At 37.3% G+C, this 21,921-nt stretch carries 19 protein-coding genes; 9 read left to right on the forward strand and 10 right to left on the reverse strand.

Going from position 1 to position 21,921, the window contains the following annotated elements:
* Positions 1–308: 308 nt before the first annotated feature.
* The 6 genes from ABMA79_RS10055 to ABMA79_RS10080 all read right to left on the reverse strand — a co-directional run bounded on the left by ABMA79_RS10055 (position 309) and on the right by ABMA79_RS10080 (position 5,064).
* Positions 309–1,220 (reverse strand): hypothetical protein, encoded by a 912-nt coding sequence (locus ABMA79_RS10055; RefSeq protein ID WP_392860087.1) that lies wholly within the window; start codon positions 1,218–1,220, stop codon positions 309–311.
* Positions 1,221–1,326: 106 nt separating this feature from the next.
* Complete coding sequence (locus ABMA79_RS10060; RefSeq protein WP_393092327.1) at positions 1,327–2,403, reverse strand: hypothetical protein; 1,077 nt, start codon at positions 2,401–2,403, stop codon at positions 1,327–1,329.
* A complete protein-coding gene (locus ABMA79_RS10065; protein WP_393092329.1) occupies positions 2,400–3,275 on the reverse strand; it encodes a TIGR02147 family protein in 876 nt (291 codons plus the stop codon). Before ABMA79_RS10065 ends, ABMA79_RS10060 begins: the two co-directional genes overlap by 4 nt.
* Before the next feature lies 1 nt (position 3,276).
* Complete coding sequence (locus ABMA79_RS10070; protein WP_393092332.1) at positions 3,277–3,792, reverse strand: hypothetical protein; 516 nt, start codon at positions 3,790–3,792, stop codon at positions 3,277–3,279.
* 34 nt (positions 3,793–3,826) lie between these two features.
* A complete protein-coding gene (locus ABMA79_RS10075; protein ID WP_393092335.1) occupies positions 3,827–4,456 on the reverse strand; it encodes a hypothetical protein in 630 nt (209 codons plus the stop codon).
* A gap of 134 nt (positions 4,457–4,590) precedes the next feature.
* On the reverse strand, positions 4,591–5,064 hold the full coding sequence (locus tag ABMA79_RS10080) for a CBS domain-containing protein (protein WP_393092338.1): 474 nt from the start codon (positions 5,062–5,064) through the stop codon (positions 4,591–4,593).
* 97 nt (positions 5,065–5,161) lie between these two features.
* Here ABMA79_RS10080 and ABMA79_RS10085 point away from each other — a divergent pair, with 97 nt between their 5' ends.
* From ABMA79_RS10085 to ABMA79_RS10110, 6 genes are all read left to right on the forward strand, one after another.
* Positions 5,162–5,599, forward strand: a complete 438-nt coding sequence (locus tag ABMA79_RS10085) for a YqaA family protein (protein WP_392860097.1) — start codon at positions 5,162–5,164, stop codon at positions 5,597–5,599.
* A 78-nt stretch (positions 5,600–5,677) separates the two neighbouring features.
* Complete coding sequence (gene dnaE, locus ABMA79_RS10090) at positions 5,678–9,307, forward strand: DNA polymerase III subunit alpha (RefSeq protein ID WP_392860098.1); 3,630 nt, start codon at positions 5,678–5,680, stop codon at positions 9,305–9,307.
* Between the two features lie 36 nt (positions 9,308–9,343).
* Positions 9,344–10,741 carry a hypothetical protein gene (locus ABMA79_RS10095; protein ID WP_392860099.1) on the forward strand — a complete coding sequence of 466 codons (1,398 nt, stop codon included), beginning with the start codon at positions 9,344–9,346 and terminating at the stop codon, positions 10,739–10,741.
* A complete protein-coding gene (locus ABMA79_RS10100; protein WP_392860101.1) occupies positions 10,738–11,661 on the forward strand; it encodes a hypothetical protein in 924 nt (307 codons plus the stop codon). The genes ABMA79_RS10095 and ABMA79_RS10100 overlap by 4 nt, the downstream gene beginning before the upstream one ends.
* Positions 11,661–12,701 carry a quinone-dependent dihydroorotate dehydrogenase gene (locus ABMA79_RS10105; RefSeq protein ID WP_393092341.1) on the forward strand — a complete coding sequence of 347 codons (1,041 nt, stop codon included), beginning with the start codon at positions 11,661–11,663 and terminating at the stop codon, positions 12,699–12,701. Before ABMA79_RS10100 ends, ABMA79_RS10105 begins: the two co-directional genes overlap by 1 nt.
* A gap of 97 nt (positions 12,702–12,798) precedes the next feature.
* The gene (locus tag ABMA79_RS10110) at positions 12,799–13,620 is read left to right on the forward strand and encodes a hypothetical protein (RefSeq protein WP_393057783.1); all 822 of its coding nucleotides are present in this window, start codon (positions 12,799–12,801) and stop codon (positions 13,618–13,620) included.
* Here the strand turns inward: ABMA79_RS10110 and sfsA are convergent.
* Entirely contained in the window at positions 13,615–14,367 is a 753-nt protein-coding gene (sfsA, locus tag ABMA79_RS10115; RefSeq protein ID WP_393092344.1) for a DNA/RNA nuclease SfsA, read from the reverse strand. The two genes, ABMA79_RS10110 and sfsA, sit on opposite strands and share 6 nt — an antisense overlap.
* An 81-nt stretch (positions 14,368–14,448) precedes the next feature.
* On the opposite strand from sfsA, the gene ABMA79_RS10120 reads away from it, so the two are divergent.
* On the forward strand, positions 14,449–15,801 hold the full coding sequence (locus ABMA79_RS10120; protein ID WP_393057779.1) for a hypothetical protein: 1,353 nt from the start codon (positions 14,449–14,451) through the stop codon (positions 15,799–15,801).
* 10 nt (positions 15,802–15,811) lie between these two features.
* Here ABMA79_RS10120 and ABMA79_RS10125 read toward each other — a convergent pair whose 3' ends face one another.
* The 3 genes from ABMA79_RS10125 to ABMA79_RS10135 form a co-directional block, all read right to left on the reverse strand.
* Positions 15,812–17,683, reverse strand: a complete 1,872-nt coding sequence (locus ABMA79_RS10125) for a DUF4105 domain-containing protein (protein WP_393092347.1) — start codon at positions 17,681–17,683, stop codon at positions 15,812–15,814.
* Between the two features lie 59 nt (positions 17,684–17,742).
* On the reverse strand, positions 17,743–18,174 hold the full coding sequence (locus tag ABMA79_RS10130) for a DUF3015 family protein (RefSeq protein WP_392860110.1): 432 nt from the start codon (positions 18,172–18,174) through the stop codon (positions 17,743–17,745).
* 130 nt (positions 18,175–18,304) lie between these two features.
* Positions 18,305–19,669: a hypothetical protein gene (locus ABMA79_RS10135; RefSeq protein ID WP_392860111.1), complete on the reverse strand. Its 1,365-nt coding sequence runs from the start codon at positions 19,667–19,669 to the stop codon at positions 18,305–18,307.
* A gap of 179 nt (positions 19,670–19,848) precedes the next feature.
* On the opposite strand from ABMA79_RS10135, the gene pyrE reads away from it, so the two are divergent.
* Together pyrE and ABMA79_RS10145 are read left to right on the forward strand one after the other, a co-directional pair.
* Positions 19,849–20,481 (forward strand): orotate phosphoribosyltransferase, encoded by a 633-nt coding sequence (gene pyrE / locus ABMA79_RS10140; protein WP_392860113.1) that lies wholly within the window; start codon positions 19,849–19,851, stop codon positions 20,479–20,481.
* Between the two features lie 130 nt (positions 20,482–20,611).
* A complete protein-coding gene (locus tag ABMA79_RS10145) occupies positions 20,612–21,883 on the forward strand; it encodes a citrate synthase (RefSeq protein ID WP_392860115.1) in 1,272 nt (423 codons plus the stop codon).
* Positions 21,884–21,921 lie beyond the last annotated feature (38 nt).

Genomic DNA, 21,921 nt, shown 5'->3' on the forward strand with positions numbered 1-21,921 from the left:
TGCTAAATTATTGTAAATAATAAATATTCACCTGTTTAAAATGAGAAAATAAATTTCTTTGAAAGGTAGTTGATACCCATACTTGGTTTTTACTTTCGACAAGTTTAGTTGTCAGAAGTTCAGTTACTGAATGAGCTTCAAAAGATCCTTGCTAAATGCATTGGACATTAGGGCCGAGAATAAGAAGATGAAGAATGTTGCCATGACTTGTTTGATGAATTTCTTTTCCATGGAGAAATCTTACTGGATTTTAATAATTGAAAATACTTTTTTGATAATTGCCTAGGTAGTGTTCAGTTTTATTAAAACTACTGTGCAAAAAGGTTAAGCTGGTCAAGGCGTGACTCGTGCTTAGAAAAGATTGTTTCGACTGAGTTCTCAAGAACTTCTCGTTTCTCAAATCCATTATCGTAAGTTTGAATAACAAAGAAAGACATACGTGGAAACTTTGCCTTTAGCTCTTTCATGGCATCAGTGATTAGATCAATATTACCAGCGTCATCATCGCTCATACCAAAACGGTGATAATCAGAATAACCATACTTTTGGATGGCCAGCTCAACAGACTCGATAATGGCCTTGTACTTAAGCTCTGGTACATTATAGTCTTCATCACGGCCACCAAGGCGTACACGTGTCTCAGGGTTTGAAACGGCGTAAACAGTGTGGAAGTTTGGCATATTAGGCAGGTGACCTTCGTTATAAATAACTTCAATTCCTTGCTTAATAGTGTCTTCTCTGTGACCACGAGCTGTAATGATAGAAACAGGTCTTTGATTATAAGTTGCATGGAAGAAGTGATTCCAGCTCGGAGCTTTCCAAGTCGAATCACTTCTTTCAAGTGCATCCTGGATATCTGTGATAAGTGATTGCTTTCTTCCGGTTAGTCGTTGAGTAAGCGAAAGATCTGAATCGCGGAAATTTCTAAAAGTTCCCGTCTCATCATCGAAATCCATGTGATAATTTGCGTAAGGTCCTTCTTTTCCAATGATCTTGTTATGAGCAGCAAATTCGTGAGAAGAAAGAAGCTTCTCTTCGCCTGTCTCATTGTGAAAGATGATAATTGGAGTTGAAAGGAAAACGACATTGTCGTCAAAGTCGAAGAAATAGAAAGACTTTCCACCTAAGTGGAAGTTGCGATCATTTTCGCGAGGAAGCTCAAAGTTAAACTCAAGCTGCTCCTTATTCTTTGGTGTTTTTTTCTTACGAGTAAAAACCATGTTGTCTCTCTATAAACTTTTATGCCGTATATTCGCAGAAGTCATGGTCGCGTTCAAGAAAAGAGCTTAGTATCTGCAATATTTACAGATACTAAGTTATTGAAAATTAATAGCATTTACTATCGTTTAGTAGGGTGATCGTCGCCGATGTCATAATTTTAAGGTCATTGCTATCAAATACCAGTGAGCTATTTGATAGGGCCGAGAGACTTTGCTCAATTCCCGTACATATCATCCAATCTTCAGAGGCAAAGCTAATTGCACTTAAAAGATCATTCGTATAGTTTGAAATGATATAACTATTTTCTTTAGTCGGTTCAAAATTAGTCATTCTAATTTTAAAGAAGAAGTCGCGTAGAAGGATAAGTGCTAGGCGATTTAATAAAGCATAGTTCGGTTTGTTCTCAATTTGAGCAAAAGATAATTGGTCCACCATTGGGATGATATCTCTAAGAAGCTTATAATCTGCTCTTAGGTTCTTTAATCTATTTATATCACTCGTTTGTTCATATAACTCTTTTGATAGTCTCAGGTTTAGAGTAATAAGTGGTGCAAGATCGATAGTGTTATATCTGTCGAGGGAAAGGTTTCCTTGCTTAAAATACGTTAGCTCTTCTTGAATTGAGCGTGAGTTAAATGAGCGCAGCTGTGTGTTTTCCACGATATCGAATGACTGCTTGGCCCATTTCATTTTAAAGTCTCCAACATTTAAGATATCTTGTTTAACTAATACCTTTGTCGAGTAGACATAATTATCATCATTAATCCCTTGGGCCCTTAGTAGTTCGTGCAAAACCATAATATTGGCAAGGCGAGAGTTCTTAAAAATACTATTCCAATGAAGTTCTGGAATAGCTTCACCAACATATAAAGTTATTTTCCCAGGCTCACCAATAGCACTGACTGGATTTCCAAGGTTATCAATTAAGATTTCTTTAGAAGTGCTAATCGTCTTGATATTTAAATGGGCCTTAAGAAATAGCGGTGAGACAAGTACATCACTTATCGATTTAAAACCTTCTTTATAATATTCAAGGATACCATTTCCTGTATTGATGAATCTAAGCCTTACAGTATCGCCACCATTACCAACACCTGAACCACCTTCTCGAAGAACAGGACGTTCTCCTGCATGAGTGAAAAGTGTCAAAAAAGATAGTGCTAAAATTAAAAGTACTTTCATTGGTCAACCTTATTTGAAATAGCAAAGAAGTTAATTGCTAAGTGATATAATTGATTTCCTTCAAAGTCCTTCTCGATAAATTTCTGAGAAAATTCCTCTCTGAATTTTCTTAATTCTTCCTTCGCTCTTGGAAGATTTTCGGCGCGAATTCCAAATGTAAAGCCAGAGAACTCTCTGTCTTGTACAGCTTGTTTTTCAACGGCCTCTTTTGCAAGATCTGCAATATTTTTATGATATTCTTGCTTGGCAAGATTTGGGATATCATTTGCTGTAAAAACTGTCCCGTGGGCCTTGCGGTAGCTCCCATCGATAAGAGTGAGCATTTCAAGCTTCGTCAATAATTCGACGCTTTTTCTAATCTCTGTAAGAGGGTAGTTATGAATTAATAACTTTTGAATCTTTATTGGCGTAAGGTCCGTATCAACCAAGCAAAATAATTCAAGGATAAAGAAGTTAAGAGGGTTTCTGATCAGCTCGTAACTATCAACTTCATATACTTCTAGCGTTTCATTATTTCTTTGAATTGATTTTAAATAGAATAGTTTCTCTTCTTCTGACTTAGCTGCTTGAAGTTTTACTAACTTTTCAAAGTAGTCAGCTTCTTGCGGGCCAAGCTTTAAGTCTCTTGCAAGAGTCACAATATACTTACTTGGAAGGTTACGCTTTCCATTTAGAACCTGGTGAAGCTGAGAATGGGAAGTTATTCCAAGCTTTTGGGCCCAAGATCTAATGGAAAAGTTTGGGTTAAGCTCTTTCTTTTTTAACCAAGTATCTCTTAGATAAAGAGAAGCATTCACGTAGTTGTAAATATCTACGGAATGCTTAACTCGTAACTCTGGTTGTAAATATGGTTTTGTATCTTGTGTTTGCAATTTATTTTAGCTTTAGATCAAGCCCGTATTGTAGGTCCCAAGTACATTCTGTTCCGTTATTTCCGTTCGTTTCTTGAGTCATATTTTCAGGTATGACAATTTGTACATTTTTTCCATTGAATGTAAGTGTTCCTATATTAAGGTTTTGAAGATACTCGTCTTTGTTACGGTAAAGGTCATACCCTCCAAATCCATCTTCTTCTCCTAAGAACTTCATGGCAAAACCAGCACATCTTTTCTTATCTTGTGATGTGATGAAAAGAGTAATTCTTCCTGTATTTGATTTCGTGATATTTGCCTTAAATTTGATATTAAATGTTCTATTCTTCCATTCGTTTTCAAGGTTTAAACATAGAACGTGATTCCATGAGCATTCGAGGGCCCTAAAGGCATAGTATCTGAGTTGAATTTTTTTCTTACCACTGTAAGAACCATTAATTGTTTTTTCTCTCTTTGCAAATGTATTTGAAGATAGGCAGAGCATCGTTAACATTAGTACTGTTAATATTTTTTTCATATTTCCCTCTCGTCTCTGAATTAATTGTTTAGTATCAGTAATTACAACTTCCGTTTCTCATAATTCTATATGCGCTTAAAACATTCTTTCTCTTAGTCACGACATCGTTTGTGACTAGAACAAAAGTTAAGCTCTTTTTTGCACATTCATAACTTCTCGAAAATGTACTTTCTTCGATCAATTCAATGGCCAGACTTGCAACACGATTTAAAACTGCAATCTCTGTTTCATCATTCTTTGATCTTTCACCTTCAGTGATACCTCTGGAAAGAATATCTTGAACGTACTCTCTATGGTTTCCGTAGCACCAAAGACAAAGTCTTCTAGAAAGTCTGTCGTGAAATTTGTTAAGATCACCAATTGCATCTCTTAAGTGTCTTCTTAGAAAAAGAACCTTATGCTCTGGCGATTCATAAATTTCAGTACCTTCAATTGCACTTGCAAGAGTTGTGTAAAAGTAGAAGAAATTCTTTTTTGGAGTGCTCTCAAGAACAAAGTGTGAAGCAGATAAGAGGATTTCTAATTCCTCTTCATAAGTCACGCTTTCAAAACCTGATACAATTGCGTTCTCTAAAATAAAACTCGTATCTTTACACCACTTGCTAACTTCGGCGTTAGTTGTCAGTGCTAAAAATGTACAAATAAAAACTAGTAACTTTCTCATCAAATCCTCCCAGATCGTTTCCAATGGGGGTGTTGTATCGATTTAAAAGTCAAAGTTGAACGCATTTGTACACAAACTGTATCAAAAATGTAAACAGCTGGTTTGGATGTCAGTAAGATTTATGTAGTCTAGGGCTACCAGTTGGTTCCTTTCATATTGTGAATGACTTCAAAAACAGTCGTTCTTTCAATAATTCCAATAACTTTACCATTTTCAACTACGGGGAAGGCATGGAAGGGGTAATGGAGAAAGAGCTCCACTATAAAGGTCAGTGTGGATTTTGCCGGGATCGTCACAACATTTTCGCTCATATAGTGCTCAACGAGAGATGAGGGGTGGTTGTAGTACTTGGCATCGAGGCTATATTTCAGGCAGTCTTTTTGTGAAAGAAAGCCCACGATATTTTCATAATCATTTACCACGGGAAGTCCCGTTATATTGTGTTTAATAAAGTATTCTCCAGCTTCCTGCATATCCATATCAGTGTGGAGGGGGATGAACTCCTTAATAACTCGATTGATAATATTGTAGCTGGAAGTGAATAATTCTTCTTTTTCTTTTTGTCTTGGGGCCTTATCTCTTTCGATAGGCGGAGTGTAGTTAACCATTACTTATCCCTTTTTCGTTTGAACATATGACAAATTGTATTGTTAAAACTTGAAAAGATTTTGATTAAATGTAGAGAAATCATCATAATAGCTCGTAATGGAATTTATTCATGAATATGGCATCGTAGGGCTCTTTTTTATAAGCTTTGCAGCCGCAACCATTCTTCCTTTTAGTTCAGAAGCATTTCTCTTTGGAGCTGTTAAGGCGGGGCTATCGAAGGCCGATATCTTTTGGTCTGCTAGTCTTGGAAATTTTCTGGGAGGGGTTAGTTGTTTCTATCTCGGTCACTTGGGAAAGCTAAGCTGGTGTGAAAAATATCTAAAGATTAGTAAAGATCAAATCAATCGCTGGCAGGATTTAATTCAAAGCTATGGTCCAGGACTGGCCATTTTGACATGGCTTCCCATTGTTGGGGACCCGTTAGCTGTCGCGCTGGGTTATTTTCGCTGTCACCCCAAATATGTTTTTGTGACAATGTATATTGGCAAAGCCCTGCGTTATGTCTTTGTAATTTGGTTGGCAAATAAGCTCTAAGAATATGACAAAACACCTTTAAAATGGGATAATTAAATAGCACGACACACTGATTAATTAAGACATTTTGAGGACTCCATGGAACAAGATAGTAACGTCGAATCTAATGAAACTAGCGAAACGAAACCACTAAAAGAAACTCACCCAGATAGCTTTGTACACCTACACTTACATACACAGTATTCACTACTGGATGGTGCGATTCGTTTAAAAGATTTAATTCCACAAGCTAAGGAATTGGGTGTTCCAGCAATTGCACAAACTGACCATGGTAATATGTTTGGTGCCATTGATTTTTATACTCGCTGTAAAGATGCAGGTATTAAACCAATCCTTGGTTCAGAAATTTATTTTACTCCGGGTTCTCGCTTTGATCGTCGTGCCGCAAAGAAGTCTGCAAGTGTAAGCTCACAAGATGCAGAAGAATCTTCAAGACAAATTCACCACCTCATCTTACTTGCTAAGAATAATACAGGTTACCAAAACCTTTGTAAGCTTCTCTCAAAAGCTTATCTTGAAGGTTTCTACTATAAGCCACGTGCTGACGTTGAACTACTTCGCGAGTACTCGGAAGGTCTAATTTGTACGACTGCTTGTCTTAAGGGAGAGGTTGGCTACAACTTCTTTACTGGCCAAGACGATAAGGCCATTCGTGCTATTGAAAAGCTAAGGGATATCTTTGGCCCTGACGACTTCTACCTAGAGATCCAAGAAAATGGGATTCCAGAGCAAAGAATTGTTAACGAAAGAGTTATTGATTTTGCACGCAAGAATGACATTAAACTTGTTGCGACAAATGACTCTCACTATATGACACCTGAGGATGCGACTGCTCAGGAAGTTCTCCTGTGTATCCAAACAGGAAAGACCTACGCTGATGAAAATCGTATGCGTATGACGTCGCAAGAATTCTATTATAAGTCACCTGAAGAAATGAGAGCGGCTTTTCACTATGCACCTGATGCCTGTGATAACACGCTTGAGATTGCAGATAAGTGTAATGTTGAACTTTCTTGGGAAGATGAAAACGGTAATCAAATTTATCACTTACCAGATTATGAAATTGATACGGACGAAACTCTTGATGAGTACTTCGACCGCGTAACTAAAGAAGGTCTACAAGCTCGCTTTGATGGGCCTCAATTTAGAAATATTGTGAACCAACCAGATTGGGAAGAGCAGAAGCCAAGGTATTATGAGCGTCTGCAATATGAGATGGATCTTATTAAACAAATGGGATTCGTTGGATACTTCCTTATCGTTGCGGACTTCATTCAGTGGTCAAAGGATAACGGGATTCCTGTAGGTCCTGGGCGTGGTTCCGGAGCAGGTTCTCTTGTTGCCTACGCACTTACGATTACCAATATTAACCCGCTTCCATATAATCTACTTTTTGAGCGTTTCATTAACCCTGAACGTATTTCGATGCCTGACTTTGACGTCGATTTCTGTCAGGCGGGACGTCAGCGAGTTATTGAATACGTAACGCAGAAGTACGGGGAAGATAAAGTAGGGCAGATTATTACTTTTGGTAAGCTTCAGGCCAAGGCCGTTGTAAAAGACGTTGCCCGTGTTTACGACTTAACATTTGCTGAAGCCAATATGATCTCAAAACTAATCCCTGATGAAATCGGGATTACACTTGATAAAGCAATTGAGATGGAACCGAAACTTCAGGAGCTCATTGAAACAGATCCTAAGATTCGCCAAATCTTTACGATTTCTAAAAGACTTGAAGGACTATATCGTCACGCTGGTATTCACGCGGCCGGAGTTATTATTACCTCTGAACCTCTAGTGAATTACTGTCCACTTTTTAAAGGTGCTAAGGGTGAAAAGGTTGTTCAATTTGATAAGGACTTTTCGGAGTTAATTGGACTTGTAAAATTTGACTTCCTTGGTCTTAAGACTCTAACGGTAATTGATTACGCTTCTGACTTTATTAAGCGTGACTATGATCCAGACTTTGATATTGAAGCTATTGATTACGAAGATAAGAAAGTTTATGACCTTGTTTCTGAAGGGGACACGATTGGAGTTTTCCAGCTAGAGTCTTCTGGGATGCAGGATTTATGTCGTCGTATTTCTCCGGATACACTCGATGATATTACGGCCATCAACGCCCTCTATCGTCCAGGTCCAATGGGATCAGGAATGCACGATGAATTCGTTGAAATCAAGCACGGGCGTAAAGAAGAAACTTATCCATTTGAAGATCTAAAGCCAATCCTAAACGATACTTACGGGATCATTATCTACCAAGAGCAGGTTATGAATATCGCTCGTAAGGTTGCAGGATACTCTCTTGGTCAAGCGGATATGCTTCGTAAGGCGATGGGGAAAAAGAAACTTAAGGAGATGGAGCGCCATAAGCAAATCTTCTTAGATGGTGCAAAAGAGAGAGACTACGATCTTAAGATTGCGGAAACTCTCTATGATCAGATGGCGAAATTTGCGGAATACGGTTTCAACAAATCTCACGCCGTTGCTTATTCATATATTGCTTATCAAACAGCTTTCTTAAAAACTTACTACCCACCAGAGTTTTACGCTGGTCTATTAAGTACGGAACTTTCTAATACAGATAAGATCACGACAATTATTAACGATGCAAGAAATCACGATATTGAAGTTCTTGCTCCATGTGTGAATGAATCTCTTTGGTTATTTAACGTTGTTGATGGAAACCTTCGTTTTGGAATGGGTGCTATTAAGGGTGTTGGTGAAGGTGCAGTTGAAGAGATTGTACGTGAGCGTACAGAAAATGGGCCATTTGTGGGCTTTATTGATTTCTGTGAGCGAGTAAACCTTAGACAAGTTAATAAGAGAACAGTTGAAGCATTAATTCGCGTAGGTGGATTCGATGGTTGTGAAAAAGAGCTAAACCGTCGCACGATGCTTGAAAATATGGAAATGGTTGTTGCTTACGCAAGTAAGCGCCAAAAAGAAAAAGAGATGGGACAGACTAATCTCTTTGATATGGCAGAAGGATCTGAAGATACTGGTGCTAACAAGCTTGATCTTGAACACACGGCCGATTGGGATGATAGAGAGAAACTTCTCTATGAAGCTGAGTTAATTGGTGTTTATGTTTCAGGTCACCCTCTTGATCGCTACCAAGGTGTTATTGAGCAGATGGCCTCAATGCCTATTGGGCAAATTCAAGATATTGATGGAACATCAAAAAGAGATATGGTTCTTGCTGGGATGATCGTTGAGAGAAAGCCAATCATGACAAAGAAAGGGGATCGCATGTGTTTTGCTACCCTAGAGGACTTGTCAGGTAAGATTGAGTGTATTGTCTTCCCAAAAACATTTGTTCAATATGAAGAGATTCTATTAAGTGATGATCCAATCATTATGACTGGACAGGTAAATTTGGCCGAGGAACCGCGAAAATTCTTCCCGTCAAAGATTCAAAAGCTTAAAGAACAGGCCGAAGAAAGAGTGTCATCTGTTCGTCTTAACGTTCCAATGACTTCTTTAAATGAAGGGCGTCTAAACCGTCTTAAGCAGACGATTTTAGGTCACCGAGGAACTGTTCCACTACATATTATTTTTGAACACGATTCGGGAAGAGCGAGAATGCCGCTCGGAAGTGACTATCTGGTAAACCCAACACCACAAATGGCGGCAAAAATTAATGAGATTTTTGATGCTGATGCGGTGAAGTTTATTATTGATGGAAAAATCAGCGATGTAGGGTAAAATACTTAAAGATATATTTAAATCTAGGGATGGATAATGAAGAAACTAATATTATTGCTACTTTTAGCAACAAATACTCTTGCAGCATCAGTGAGTGCAAGAGGTCAGTTCACATCACAAACAGGTGACTCTTTATCTTTTATTAAAGAGCAACTTTATGCCAACGCTGTTAGAAATGTTCTTGATTCAGAGCTTGAAAAACTAGGTCTAGACACTAAGACATTCTGGCAGAACTATGAAACACAATTTGAAGAATACTTTGCGCCGATCAAGGAGACATATGATCGCCAAACAGGTGCAGTGGATGAAGAAGGTAACCCTGTCGTTCTAACAGGCAGTGCTCTAGAAAGATATGAAAGAGGCCTAAGAAGTAAGAGACTAAAGGCCCGTGCTTCATTTGGTGGGTTTAACTCAATCATCTCTTCTTATACAGTTAAGAAAATGTCTAAGTCACTATCTCGTGCCGATACCCACTACTACAATATTGATGCAAAAGTTGATCGCAAACTTGTTTCTGAGATTTACTACCGCTATATCGGGCAAGGAAAGACAAGAAATTTTACAAAGCTATACCTAAATATCAATTACAAGCTTAAAGATCTTACTTGGGAAGAAGTGGGTGTTAGTTCTCAGTCCAAATTTACTGATGTTGTTGAAGACCACTGGATTAAGGAATTAACTGGAAGTGTTGGTGGTGTCTTTTTAGAAGGAATTGAGATTGTTAATCCTTCGACAAGACAAGAGATCTTTGAACATTTAAAGAAGCCTCTTTCTGCACTACGCTCAAGTGAAGGTGAGATCCTAGGGACTCGTCAGGAAGAGTTAAGAAATTCACTTATGCTAACTCTTGATATTGTACTTGAAAAAGAATTTAAAGATGAAAAGCAAAAACAAATCAATATTCAAACATATGGTGGAATTGTTTTAACGGATTTACGTGACGGAACAATTGTAAACTTTAAAGATTTTGAGGCCAAAGGACAGCAGTACTCAACAGTTGATCCACATAAGCAAAGTTCAGATATTGCTAGCTTTGTATATCAGTTACCAATTTCTGAAATGAAGGGCCTAAAGAGAACGATCAAGGAGAAGGTCTCTGTAAAGAATTCTTTTGATATCGTTCTAAGAAATACACACAATATTAATGAAGCTTTTGACTTTGCAAGTATGCTTAAGGAAGAGGGCGTTGTTTACTTCTTTGATCCACAAATTACTTCGACTCTTCAAAATGTCGTAAGTATTAGTATCACATTCTCTGGTGATAAAGATAAGGCCATGGATGTTTTAAAGAAGTTCTCAAACACAAAGCTATCAGATCAAGCTTCAATTAAAAGAGATGAGAATTTACCATTTGTCTTCAATATTATTCATGCTGGAGAGAATGGAAAAGTTATTAAAGAAGATAAGGAAGCCACGAAGGCCAAGAATCTATGATTAAGTATTTATTACCAATTTTACTGATTATAACAACATCGTGTTCTCTTTTAGCTCCTCCGCAAAGAAGAGACTATCACGGAAGAAAAGAAAGAACGACTCAGCGTCAACACTTTACAGGTGTTAAGAAGAAAGTTGCACTACTAACTTTCTTTAATGAATCTCCATTTGGAGGACAAGACCTAGGTGTTGTCGCGACAGAAGAATTGCGCCGTGAACTTCAAAAGACGGGACAATTTATCGTTGATCCTATGTCTGCAAGATTATTTGGTTCATCTAAACAAGTTTATTCTCAAGGTGGCTCTAAGCTTGTTCAGATGACAAGAAAGGCCAAGGGTGAGGGTGTAAACTTTGTTGTTTTCGGACGAATTATTGAGGCCAGAGTTAGAGAGAAGTCTGATGAAGTTGGATTTGTTAGAAGCACAAAGAGCTACAGTGAAGCAAAAGTTGAAATTAGAATTTATGATGTAAATTCAAATAAAGAAATCTATACGGATACCCTCGATGGTTATGCTGATGATAATAGCTACCGTTTCTTTAAGTCTGATCGTGACTCTCAGACGAAGTATCGCCAAGACCTTCTTCGTTATGTAACAAAGGTATCAGTTAGAAAATCTATCCCAAGAATTCTTGATACGGCCCAAAAGCTAGAGTGGATAGGCCGTGTTGCAAAGATCATTGGAAATAATATCTATATTAATGCTGGACGCGATTCTGGGCTTAATATTGGTGACGTTTTAAAAGTTGTAACTGAAGGTGTTGATATTTATGATCCTGAAACAGGGGCACTAATTGGTGTTTCTAAAGGGGAGATTAAAGGAACAATTGAGGTTGTCGACTTTATCGGTGCAGACGCTTCAATTGGAATTCTACATTCTGGAGGCTCTGTTCACGAAGGTGACTTTGTTAAGTTGTACTAATGATTTATTCTCTTGCGCGCAATTTCTTATTTAAACTCGATGCTGAAGATGCTCACGATCTAACGATTGATTTAATGGAAAAGTTTCCCGTTATATCTGAAATCTTTCCAAGCTATCGTCGTGATAATTTAAAATTAAAAGTTGGAAATAATATCTGGGCAACTCCCATTGGACTTGCTGCAGGTCTTGATAAGAACTGTCGAGGCTACCAATTTCTTTCAAACCTTGGTTTTGGTGCAATTGAAGTTGGTACAGTTACTCCTAGGCCTCAGGCCGGAAATCCAAGGCCAAGACTCTTTCGCTATATTGAAGAAGAGTCGATTCGCAATTGTATGGGTTTTAATAATGAAGGTGGAGAGTTTCTTAAGAATCAGGTTCGCTTGGCCCAACGTTCAATTCCGCTAGGAGTGAATATTGGTAAGAATAAGGATACGCCAGATGATCTTGCTTACGAAGACTACGCTTCTTTGTATCAAGACTTTAAAGAGTTAGCTGATTATATTGTCATTAATGTCTCTTCCCCAAATACACCAGGACTTCGCTCTCATCAAACTCGTGAATCACTAGAGAAGATTTTTGCGGCCCTTGAGCGTAAAGAAGGTGAGGTGGACCTCTATCTAAAGATCTCTCCAGATATCGCAGAAGATGAGATTGATAGCATTATCAAAGTTGCAAGTGACTATAAGCTTACAGGTATTATTGCAACTAATACGACGATTATGCAGGAGCGTGGTGTCGGTGGTGTATCTGGAAAGCTTCTATTAAAAAAGGCCCGTGGAATTCGTAAGGCCTGTCTTGATAAAATGAAAGAATATCCTAACCTCGAATTCATTGGTGTAGGTGGATTTTCATCATATGAAGATGTCGTTGATTACTGGCGTGATGGGGGAAGGTGTTTACAAGTATATTCTGCATTTGTTTTTCAAGGGCCAAAGCTTTTACAAAACCTTAATAAGGCCATCTTAAATGATATGGAACTAAAGGGCTTTAATTGTGTTGAGCAACTAATTGAGCACTATCATCATTTAAAATCATTGTAAGTTATTAGATTTACATATGAACTAAAACTAAAACTTAATCTTTTCCTAAAATTAACCGAAACGAGTAAAAAGGTTGGTTAAACATTTAAGGAAAGAAATGATTAAAGGCTTAGTTCATACTGTCGTTATTGCATCATTAAGTGCATTTGTATTTTTCACTAGTAGTGATATTGAAAGTACTCTTAAGCAAGAGCTAGGCAGTGGTGCGAACCCTTATAAGCATGTAGATCGTTCTCCTGATTTTGTTAAACGATCAATTGCATCCTTGTCTGATGACGTTACGGCCCGCGCTCTTAAGAAGAGAAGGGTTGAGGATATGCATATGTATAAGTCCTATGAAGAGTCCTTATCTAAGCTCAAGGGTTGTATGCGAACTATTTGTCAGGAGTACTTCACAAGTGAAGAGGTTTCTGAAAATTATGATAAGTATGGGGATTTTGTCACAGCTAAGATTAACGAAAATATTAATCAGCTTTATAATTTCACATTAAAAAGAGGCTTTCGTTCTCATTCAATTATCACAACAGCTTTAGACTTTATTGACCTTGGTAATGAAGATTTAAAGAAGAATCTCGTTTTACTATTAAGTACACAAAAAAGTGATCTAAGATCATTGAATGCACTTATTCAATTATCACAAGGTGTGTACGGAAAAGATCTTCATTCACTCATTATTTTAGAATTAGAGAAGTATGCAGCATCTAAAGAATTTAAAGATAAGGTAAGTGATCAAATTGTAACGGTCTTAGCTTCTAGCCGTAGCAATGAGAACTCTCTCATTACAAAAGAGCTTTACCGCTTTATTAATAAAGATAACCTACAGAAGTTTAATCATCTTCTAACAAAGATTCCAAACGAGAGTCGTGTTTACTCTCAGCTCGCAAATCATATTGAGAAATTTGAGTCCACTAATTTATAGAACGACTTTCAATTTCTTTGCAATTGCTATTTCATTTTCATTCAAGCTAAGTTGGTAGGCGAGTATCTGTACTCCAACTTCTTTGGCCTTAATTAGTAGTCTCTTGTATTCCTTATCGATATCACTAACATTGAAGCTTTTCACATCTTCACGTGAAATAATATAGAGCATTGTGGCCTCATGGCCTTGTTCTTTTAATGCCATAAGTTCTTCAAGATGTTTTTGTCCACGAGTTGAGACTGCATCTGGAAATTGAGCTTGCTCACCAACTTTTAAAGTAACATTCTTTACTTCAACAAAATTATACTTAAAGCTTGCATCTTCAAGCTGCAGATCTTTCTTATCAATCTCTTTATTACTTAAGAGAAAATCAATTCTACTTTTTCCTATTTTTACTTCACTCTTAAAGTACTCATAATCTTTAAGCTCTTTGAATTTTCCAAGCTCGAGTCCTTCTTGAACGATTTTATTTGTTAGTCCAGTATTAACCATAATCCAAGAGTCACCGTTAGATATCATTTGAGCAGAGAATTTTAGTTTTCTTTTTGGATCATCCGAGTGAGTCATGAGAACTTTCCAATCTGGTTCCCAACAGGTTTTCATACTTCCTGTGTTAGCGAGGTGGGCCGTTAGGACATCCTTAGACTTATACTCTTTAAAGTTCTTATCCAATTTAAAGTCTAATAAAAATCGTTTATAGCGTTCAATAATTGTTCCTAAAACCAATTCATTTTCTTTAAATTGCATATTTTTCCTTGTGTGCAAGTTGCTAAGCATCTGTAATTATATGTTACAATTAGCAATACGATATCATTTTAAGAGGACTTTGTGAAAACCGCTTTAGTTATTTGTGACAATGAAGTTTTAAATTCAATTTATAGTGTAAATCTCAAAACATATACAGAGTTGAATTTAATTTTTACGTCATCATTAGATGAGGCGCTTATTCATATTGAAGATACCGATATCCCAATTGATTTACTCGTGACGATGGCATCCATTGGAGATGAGGATACGGCCCTTTTGGCCTTTCATAATCTTATTGAAAATGACCGCGACATCCCTTCAATTGTTATTGGAGAAGGGGATCTTGTTCCAGATGAGAATTATGTCGTAAAGAATCAATTTGATATTCCTGGAATTTTACAAAATATTTTTGAATGCTTAAAAATTACACCAAGAGAAGTTTTGGCCGTTGTAACTGAAGAGTTATATGAAATGCCAATCCGTCTCTTCTTTCCATTTAATAAAGCATTCTGTGACACATACTATATGCTTGAAAATGATGGTGTTAAAACTCCGGCCAAGATCTATGATACAGACAGTGATGTTTGGCCCAAGGTAAGAGAGTTCTTGGATCAGAATGTTTCTCATCTTCTTATTCCTGCAAGAGAGCGCTTTGCTTTTACGAAAAGAGTGACAGAGCTACTTATCGAAAGTATGGAAAAAGTAACACCAGAGACACCACAGCAAGAATCTTTAGATTTTGTCGAACAGAGTATTGATGCGATTGCTGAGCAATTATTTGAAGATGAAGGCGTGACTAAAGAAGTCGTCCAGTTATCACAAATGTGTATGGATACAATGGAAGAAGTTATCGATAGCGTGCCAGATCTTAAGTCAATTTTAAAAGACCTCGCTGCTCTAAAATCGGGCTTTCTTTATAGTCACTCGATTATTGCTGGTTATGTTTCTTCTCACATTCTTGAGAATGTTGAGTGGGGTGGCCCAGCTCACAAAGAAAAGCTTAAATTTGTTCTCTATTTTCATGATATGTACCTTGTTCAGGTGTATAAGAAATATCCTGATCTTATGTATGAAGATAAGATTATCTTTGATCCTCAAGTTTCTGAAGAGGATAAGGAAATCATTATTAACCACGCTGCCGAGGCCGCAGACGCAATTAGGCGCTATCCTGCCTGTCCACTGGGTGCCGATGTTATTATTATGCAACACCATGGTACATCAAACGGACTTGGCTTTGCCACAAGTTTCAAAGATGATATTTCACCACTTGCAAAAGTTCTGATTATTGCTGAAGCGTTCACTGAAGAGATTTATCAACGAATTGAAGATCGTCAGAAGATCAATGTTGAAGATGTGATCACTAAGTTACGCGAACGATTCACTAAGCATACATATAAGAAAATTATTGAAACGCTGGCAACGATTAAAATTTAACTTATATCAATTAGTAAAAGTAGTTTAATCCGGCCACAGCTCTCTGATAAATACTATCGTAGTACTCATAAGCAATCTTAAGGCTCACATTCTTAGTGAAGTGAAATCTTGCCTCAGTATTCCATTCATGAAGCTTATTTAAGCTACTATGGTTTCTAAAAGCATACTGATAGCTACCTTGCCATGATAGGTACTTTCCTGAATAGATAAGTCTTAGCTTAGGCCCATATGTTAGAGAGTAGTCATAGTCAGATTCGTAGATATATGAGTTTTGAGTAGCGATAAATGCTGCTACTGCGAATGCTTCATCACCAAGAGTGTAGCCAAGATCAAAGTCCAGGTATGGATTTAGCGTTCGGCTTTGATATGTAAAGCTCTCAGCAAAACCAAAACCAAATTGCCAGCTAAGTTTTTTTGCAAAGACACTAACAGGCCTAAGGGCCTCGATACGGGCAAGCTTTGCATCAACTAATCTAAGGCGATCTTCTTGATAGCGATTGTAATCAAATTTTAAGTTCACTAATTCTGTCGTGGACATTGGTAGATAGCCATCTTGGCGATCGAGTGCATTGTGAAGGGCACCACGAAATTCGAAGTTTAGGTATTCTCCATGTGTATCAAAGCTAGAACCTAGAGTGATCTGATTTGTGTAGTGGCCCTTATCAGGGGACTTTGGCATAAGAAATTCATAGTTAATATCTTGTGACTTTGATGCAAGTTTTGCACGCTTACTATTGATACGAAACTTCTTTGTTCGATACTCTTTTTTCTCTTTATTCTTTAAAGACTTTGTTGCATCAACATCAGCATTTTTAAAATCGACATAGAGGTTATAAGTATCCAGAACAAAGAGCTCTTTTGGGTTATCCTTGATATTGCTAATATTTTTTGAATTCTTTACAAGCTCTTTAAAAAGTTCAACTTGTTCCGGGGCCATCTCATTATATCTTGCTTTCAATTTTGTATAAGAAGCAGGCCTAACTTTAATATTCTTTACGATATTATCTTGCTTGAAGAGAGCATAGATCGTATCAACAGGTGGAACTGTAGTATCAATATTGTCGATTAATTTCCAGTCTGTTCTTATCGCATCCACGAAGGCCAAAATATGATAAGAGCAATTCTTCGTAAAGTAGAGGTAATCAAAATAGGCCCTATTCATCTCAAATAGGTGGGCCTGAAAATAAATGAGATCTTCCTTATCTAGGTTTAATTCATAATCCCATAGATCTCTTGATTCCATATTATTATATTCTTTAACTTTCACATAGTATGGCATCATGGCATACATGCCCTTAAACCCACCAAAGATCCCTTTGTAGCCATAGACAAGAGGATTGATGGTATCAACCTTAGCACTAAAGTCGACTCCATAATCTAAGAGGTCATTATCTTGGTTTTCCGAAGACTTTGATCGAACACGAAAGAAGGTGTGGCCAAAAGTTGATGCCGGCTTTTCAATAAAGTAAGAAGAAAAAATGATTGATACAGATGAGATATCGATTTTTTCAATATAAGCTTGGTAAGCAGGACAGTCTTTTAAATTAAGAGACTGATTAATTAATTTATGTTCTTTTAAAAGCATAAATCTTGCAGGGAAAAGACATTTTGGATGATTATTCATGTCTTTGATTGCAGCAGATTCAATGCCTGAAATTGACTTCTTTAATTCTTGGAGAGGAGAAGTCTTTCCCTCTTTTGAGAGGAAGTATTCGTCAGCTTTCACAAGGGATTCATAACCGAACAGTCCCTTTTCATAACGGATTAGCTTTAACCACTTTTGTGATTTTGAAAAAGAATCTAGGTTAGATGGTGCCCACGTTGCATAAGACGTTTGTCCAAAGACAAAGGCGAGTAGTGTTGCAGTAAAAAGTAATTTCATTCTTTAATCAACTTTGGCGTATTAAAAATGGCCTACAGCTTTCACCGTAGGCCACCATATTACATCGCTAATACAGATTGGATGTTATTGTGGATTGTTTGAGCGTCAGCATTTTCAGCAAAGATCATATCAAAGTTTTGCTTAAGGCTAGCTTTGTTAGCTGCTGGAGCATCTACTAGTGCAAGGTATGCATTTAGGCTTTCACCTTCACCACGAGCAATATCACTTGAAAGTGCGATCATGTTGTTTTCTACAAATGATACAGCTGCAACACGTGCAGTTTTCGCATCTTCACAACCAAGAGTACCTGTTGACATTGCAAATGTCTGGTTACCAAAGATACCGTTTGTCGTTGCTGCTAATACGTTAAGAGCAAGTCCTGACTTACCTTCGAAAATTACCGAACCAAGACCACAACCAGCTGGCCCGTGAGCTGCCATTGCAGAAGAAGTAACAACTGTAAAAAGAGCTGCGCATAATAGTTTTTTCATCAATAAACTCCTTAATATTGAGATGTTTGTAAAACAATACAAAGAGTTTAACTCAACTAAGAAAAATGTAAATTAAAAATCCCTCGTTTTTAATAGAGTAAAGGACTCCATCTTTTAAGAAATCTTTAATTTACAGAATCGTCCTTTGTAGAGCGTTAAGCGGGTCTTTAAAGTTACCTTGATTGTAAACTTCCTTAATCTCTCGGAAGATATTTAATAAGTTCTTTTTGCCGCCAGTACTCGTACATAACTTTAAAATGTAGTTATTTGCTAGGATAAATGCGCATGAGTGGGCCGTCAGTTTATTTGTACTTAACTTATGAGGAAAGCCATCTCCTTTAGGTCTTTCATGGTGTTGGGCCACGACAAAGTCTGCCTCTGGATAGCCTGTGAAGTATTGTGCAATCTCGGCCGCCTTAAGAGGGTGGACGCGATAATTTTCCTGCTCACTTTCTTTGAACATTTTAAGCTGTGGATCTTCTAGCGACTGAATCGAAGCAAGGTCTTCATTATCAAGCATTGAATCATACAGAAGTGAAGCAAGTCCAAGTTTCTTTTTAGAAGTTTCAGAGGCCCAACCTAGTGCCTGAAGAATAAAGTGAGATAAGTAAAGAGTCATAATCGATTGTGTTGCAACATCAAATGGCCCTTTTGGAAATAATGAAAGAACATTACGATACTTCTTATTCTCAAGAATAATGTCGCGACTGCAAAGAATAACTTCATCACATAATTTGATGACGTTCTCAGATACACCAACTGTTTTTACATATTGATGAATAAGAAGAACCGCCTTAATTTGGTTCTCAATAACTTCTGAGTCTTGTAGCTTCTTTCTACTTTCAAATGTTTTTAGAAGGTTCTCGATTCCTTCTTCTAGAAATTTTAAATAATCGTTCTTCTTTAAATAGAGAACCTTGATATTCTTTCTTGCATAAGAGTGGATCGTTGAATGAGAGTACTTCTTATTTGCTGAAATAATCTTTGTATACTTTGTTTGTGTTAGCTCTAAGTAGACATCATAGGCGATAGTATCAAATAAGTAGAAGCCACGAATTTTCATTGGTAGTAAATCTTCGTCTTCGAATTCTTCGATGCTTGAGCCGAAGTCTTCACTTTTTACCCAAGCGAGGGCCTTATTTACTGCGGCCATAAAATCTTCTTCTTCAATAGGGCGCATAAGGGCAGAGCTTGATTCACTTCGTGCATACAGAGCATCTGGAATTCTCTGCTTAATCATGGCCTCCATACCAATAAAGATAAATGGCCTTTGACCAGTAATGGAAAGTATTTTTCCTGCTAGTTGAGAAGGGTCTTCGTTTTTAAGAGAAACTTCTATAATGATCATGGCAAATGGACCTTCAAAACTTAATAGGTCAATTGCATCATCACCACTAATTGCGCAATGAAGTTGGATATTTGGAAAACAATTAGAAAATGAATCCCTAATATATCCCCATTCATCCTTCTCATCACAAATATATAATGCTTTCAAAAACGTACTCCTTTAATCAACTAAATAATCAATTCTTTTAAATATATCCTCTACATCGGTAAGTTATTGAAATAATAAAATTTAGTTAGTAAAAAAAATAAACAAACAATTGGTAATTATACAAGAATTCGACTTTTTAAGATGGATAAATTTGTTTAAACTATTTTAAAGGGGTTAGCATGACAGAAAAGACAGTCGCTCTTGTAAAAGAGATGATAAAATTTGGCTTAATAAAAATTTCTCCACAAAATCCATTTAAATACGCTTCTGGTAAAACAGGGCCTATTTATTGCGACAACCGTCTTATGTCTTCAGATCCAAAAATGTGGAAGCTTGCTATTGAATTAATGTGTGAGCAAATTGATGAAAATCAACTTTCTTATGACTTTATCACTGGTGTTGCAACTGCTGGAATATCTCACGCAGCAGCATTAGCATATCATCGTGGTGAGCCAATGAATTACGTTCGCTCAAAGCCGAAGGCCCATGGCACTGGTAAAGTAGTGGAAGGAAAAGTTGGCGAAAATAGTAAACTACTTTTAGTGGAAGACCTCGTTAATCAAGGCTCAAGTATTGAAAAAGTCATTAAGCTTATTCGCGAGCAGGGCCATGTGGTAGACTCTGTGCTGTGTTTGGTTGACTACCAAACTCCCAATGCCAAAAGAGTTGCCAAAGAGCTAGGAATTGATATTTTTTCTTTAATAAATCTGAATCAATTAGCCGATATTTGTTTGTCGCAAAAATTGATCGAAGAAAGAGGCCACGCCCTTCTTATGAAATGGCAGCAAGACCCAGATAATTGGGAAAATTAATGCAACGCTGTGCATTTTAGACGCAAGACGTGTCGACAGATTTAGCAAAAAAAGATATGTATCTACTTAATTTAATTCGTATTTTTTAACGTATTTAAGTTATATCCAACTTAAATTTTGGAGGAATAAAATGGCCGATAGTGCAAAAATTGAAATCAATGGTCAAACTATTGAAGTTCCTGTGATCAAAGGAACTGAAAACGAAGTCGCTTTAGACATCTCAAAGCTAAGAGCACAAACAGGTGCAATTACTTTAGATATTGGTTTTGTTAACACAGGATCATGTACGTCAAAGATTACTTTCTTAGACGGAGAAAAGGGTATTCTAAGATACCGTGGTTACCCAATTGAACAACTTGCTGAATCTTCAAACTTTTCTGAAGTTTCATACCTTCTTTACAATGGAAAACTTCCAACTGTTAAAGAACTAGATGCGTTCAATAAAGAAATTTCTGCTAATAGCAAGCTGCCAGGTGGTGTTGAGAAAATTATCGACCAATTCCCTGGTTCTGCTCACCCAATGGGTGTTCTAGCTGCTGCGATCTCATCTCTAAGTGGTTTCTACCCAGAGTTTCTAGATCCAGAAGCAACAGAAGAAATCAAGAACAAGGCAATTGTTCAACTTATGGGACAAGTAAAAGTAATGATGGCGCAATTCTATCGCAAGACGATGGGAAAAAGCCCACTTACTTCAAATGCAAAACTTGATTACTCAGCAGATTTCTTAAATCTAATGTTTGATGGTGAAGTTGACCAAGACGTTGCTGACGCTCTTGATACTCTTCTTATCCTTCACGCAGATCACGAGCAAAACTGTTCTGCTTCAACTGTAAGAGTTGTAGGTTCTTCACACGCTAACGTATTTGCTTCAATTGCAGCTGGTGTAACAGCTCTTTGGGGACAACTACATGGTGGTGCAAACCAAGCAGTTCTTGAAATGCTTGAAGAAATTAAGAAAGATGGTGGTGATTACCAAAAATTCATCGAGAAAGCGAAAGACAAAGAAGATCCATTCCGTCTTATGGGATTTGGTCACCGTGTTTATAAGAACTTTGACCCACGTGCAAAGATCATTAAGAAAGCATGTGACACAATTCTTACTAAGCTTAAAATCGAAGATCCACTTCTTGATATCGCTAAAGGTCTTGAAGAAGTTGCTCTTAAAGATGAGTACTTCGTTAAGCGTAACCTATATCCAAACGTAGACTTCTACTCTGGTATTATCTACAAGGCACTTGGAATCCCAACTAATATGTTTACAGCAATGTTCGTATTAGGACGTCTTCCAGGTTGGCTATCTCAGTGGAAAGAGCTAAGAGAAGATGGAGCACGTATTTCACGTCCTCGCCAAGTTTATATTGGTGAAAACGAAAGAGATTACGTAGCGCCAGAAAAAAGATAGTATAATCTTTTAAAGCATATTTAATTTGGGCCCAAGGG

This window comes from Halobacteriovorax sp. HFRX-2_2 (genome assembly GCF_043196705.1).
Taxonomy (GTDB): domain Bacteria; phylum Bdellovibrionota; class Bacteriovoracia; order Bacteriovoracales; family Bacteriovoracaceae; genus Halobacteriovorax_A.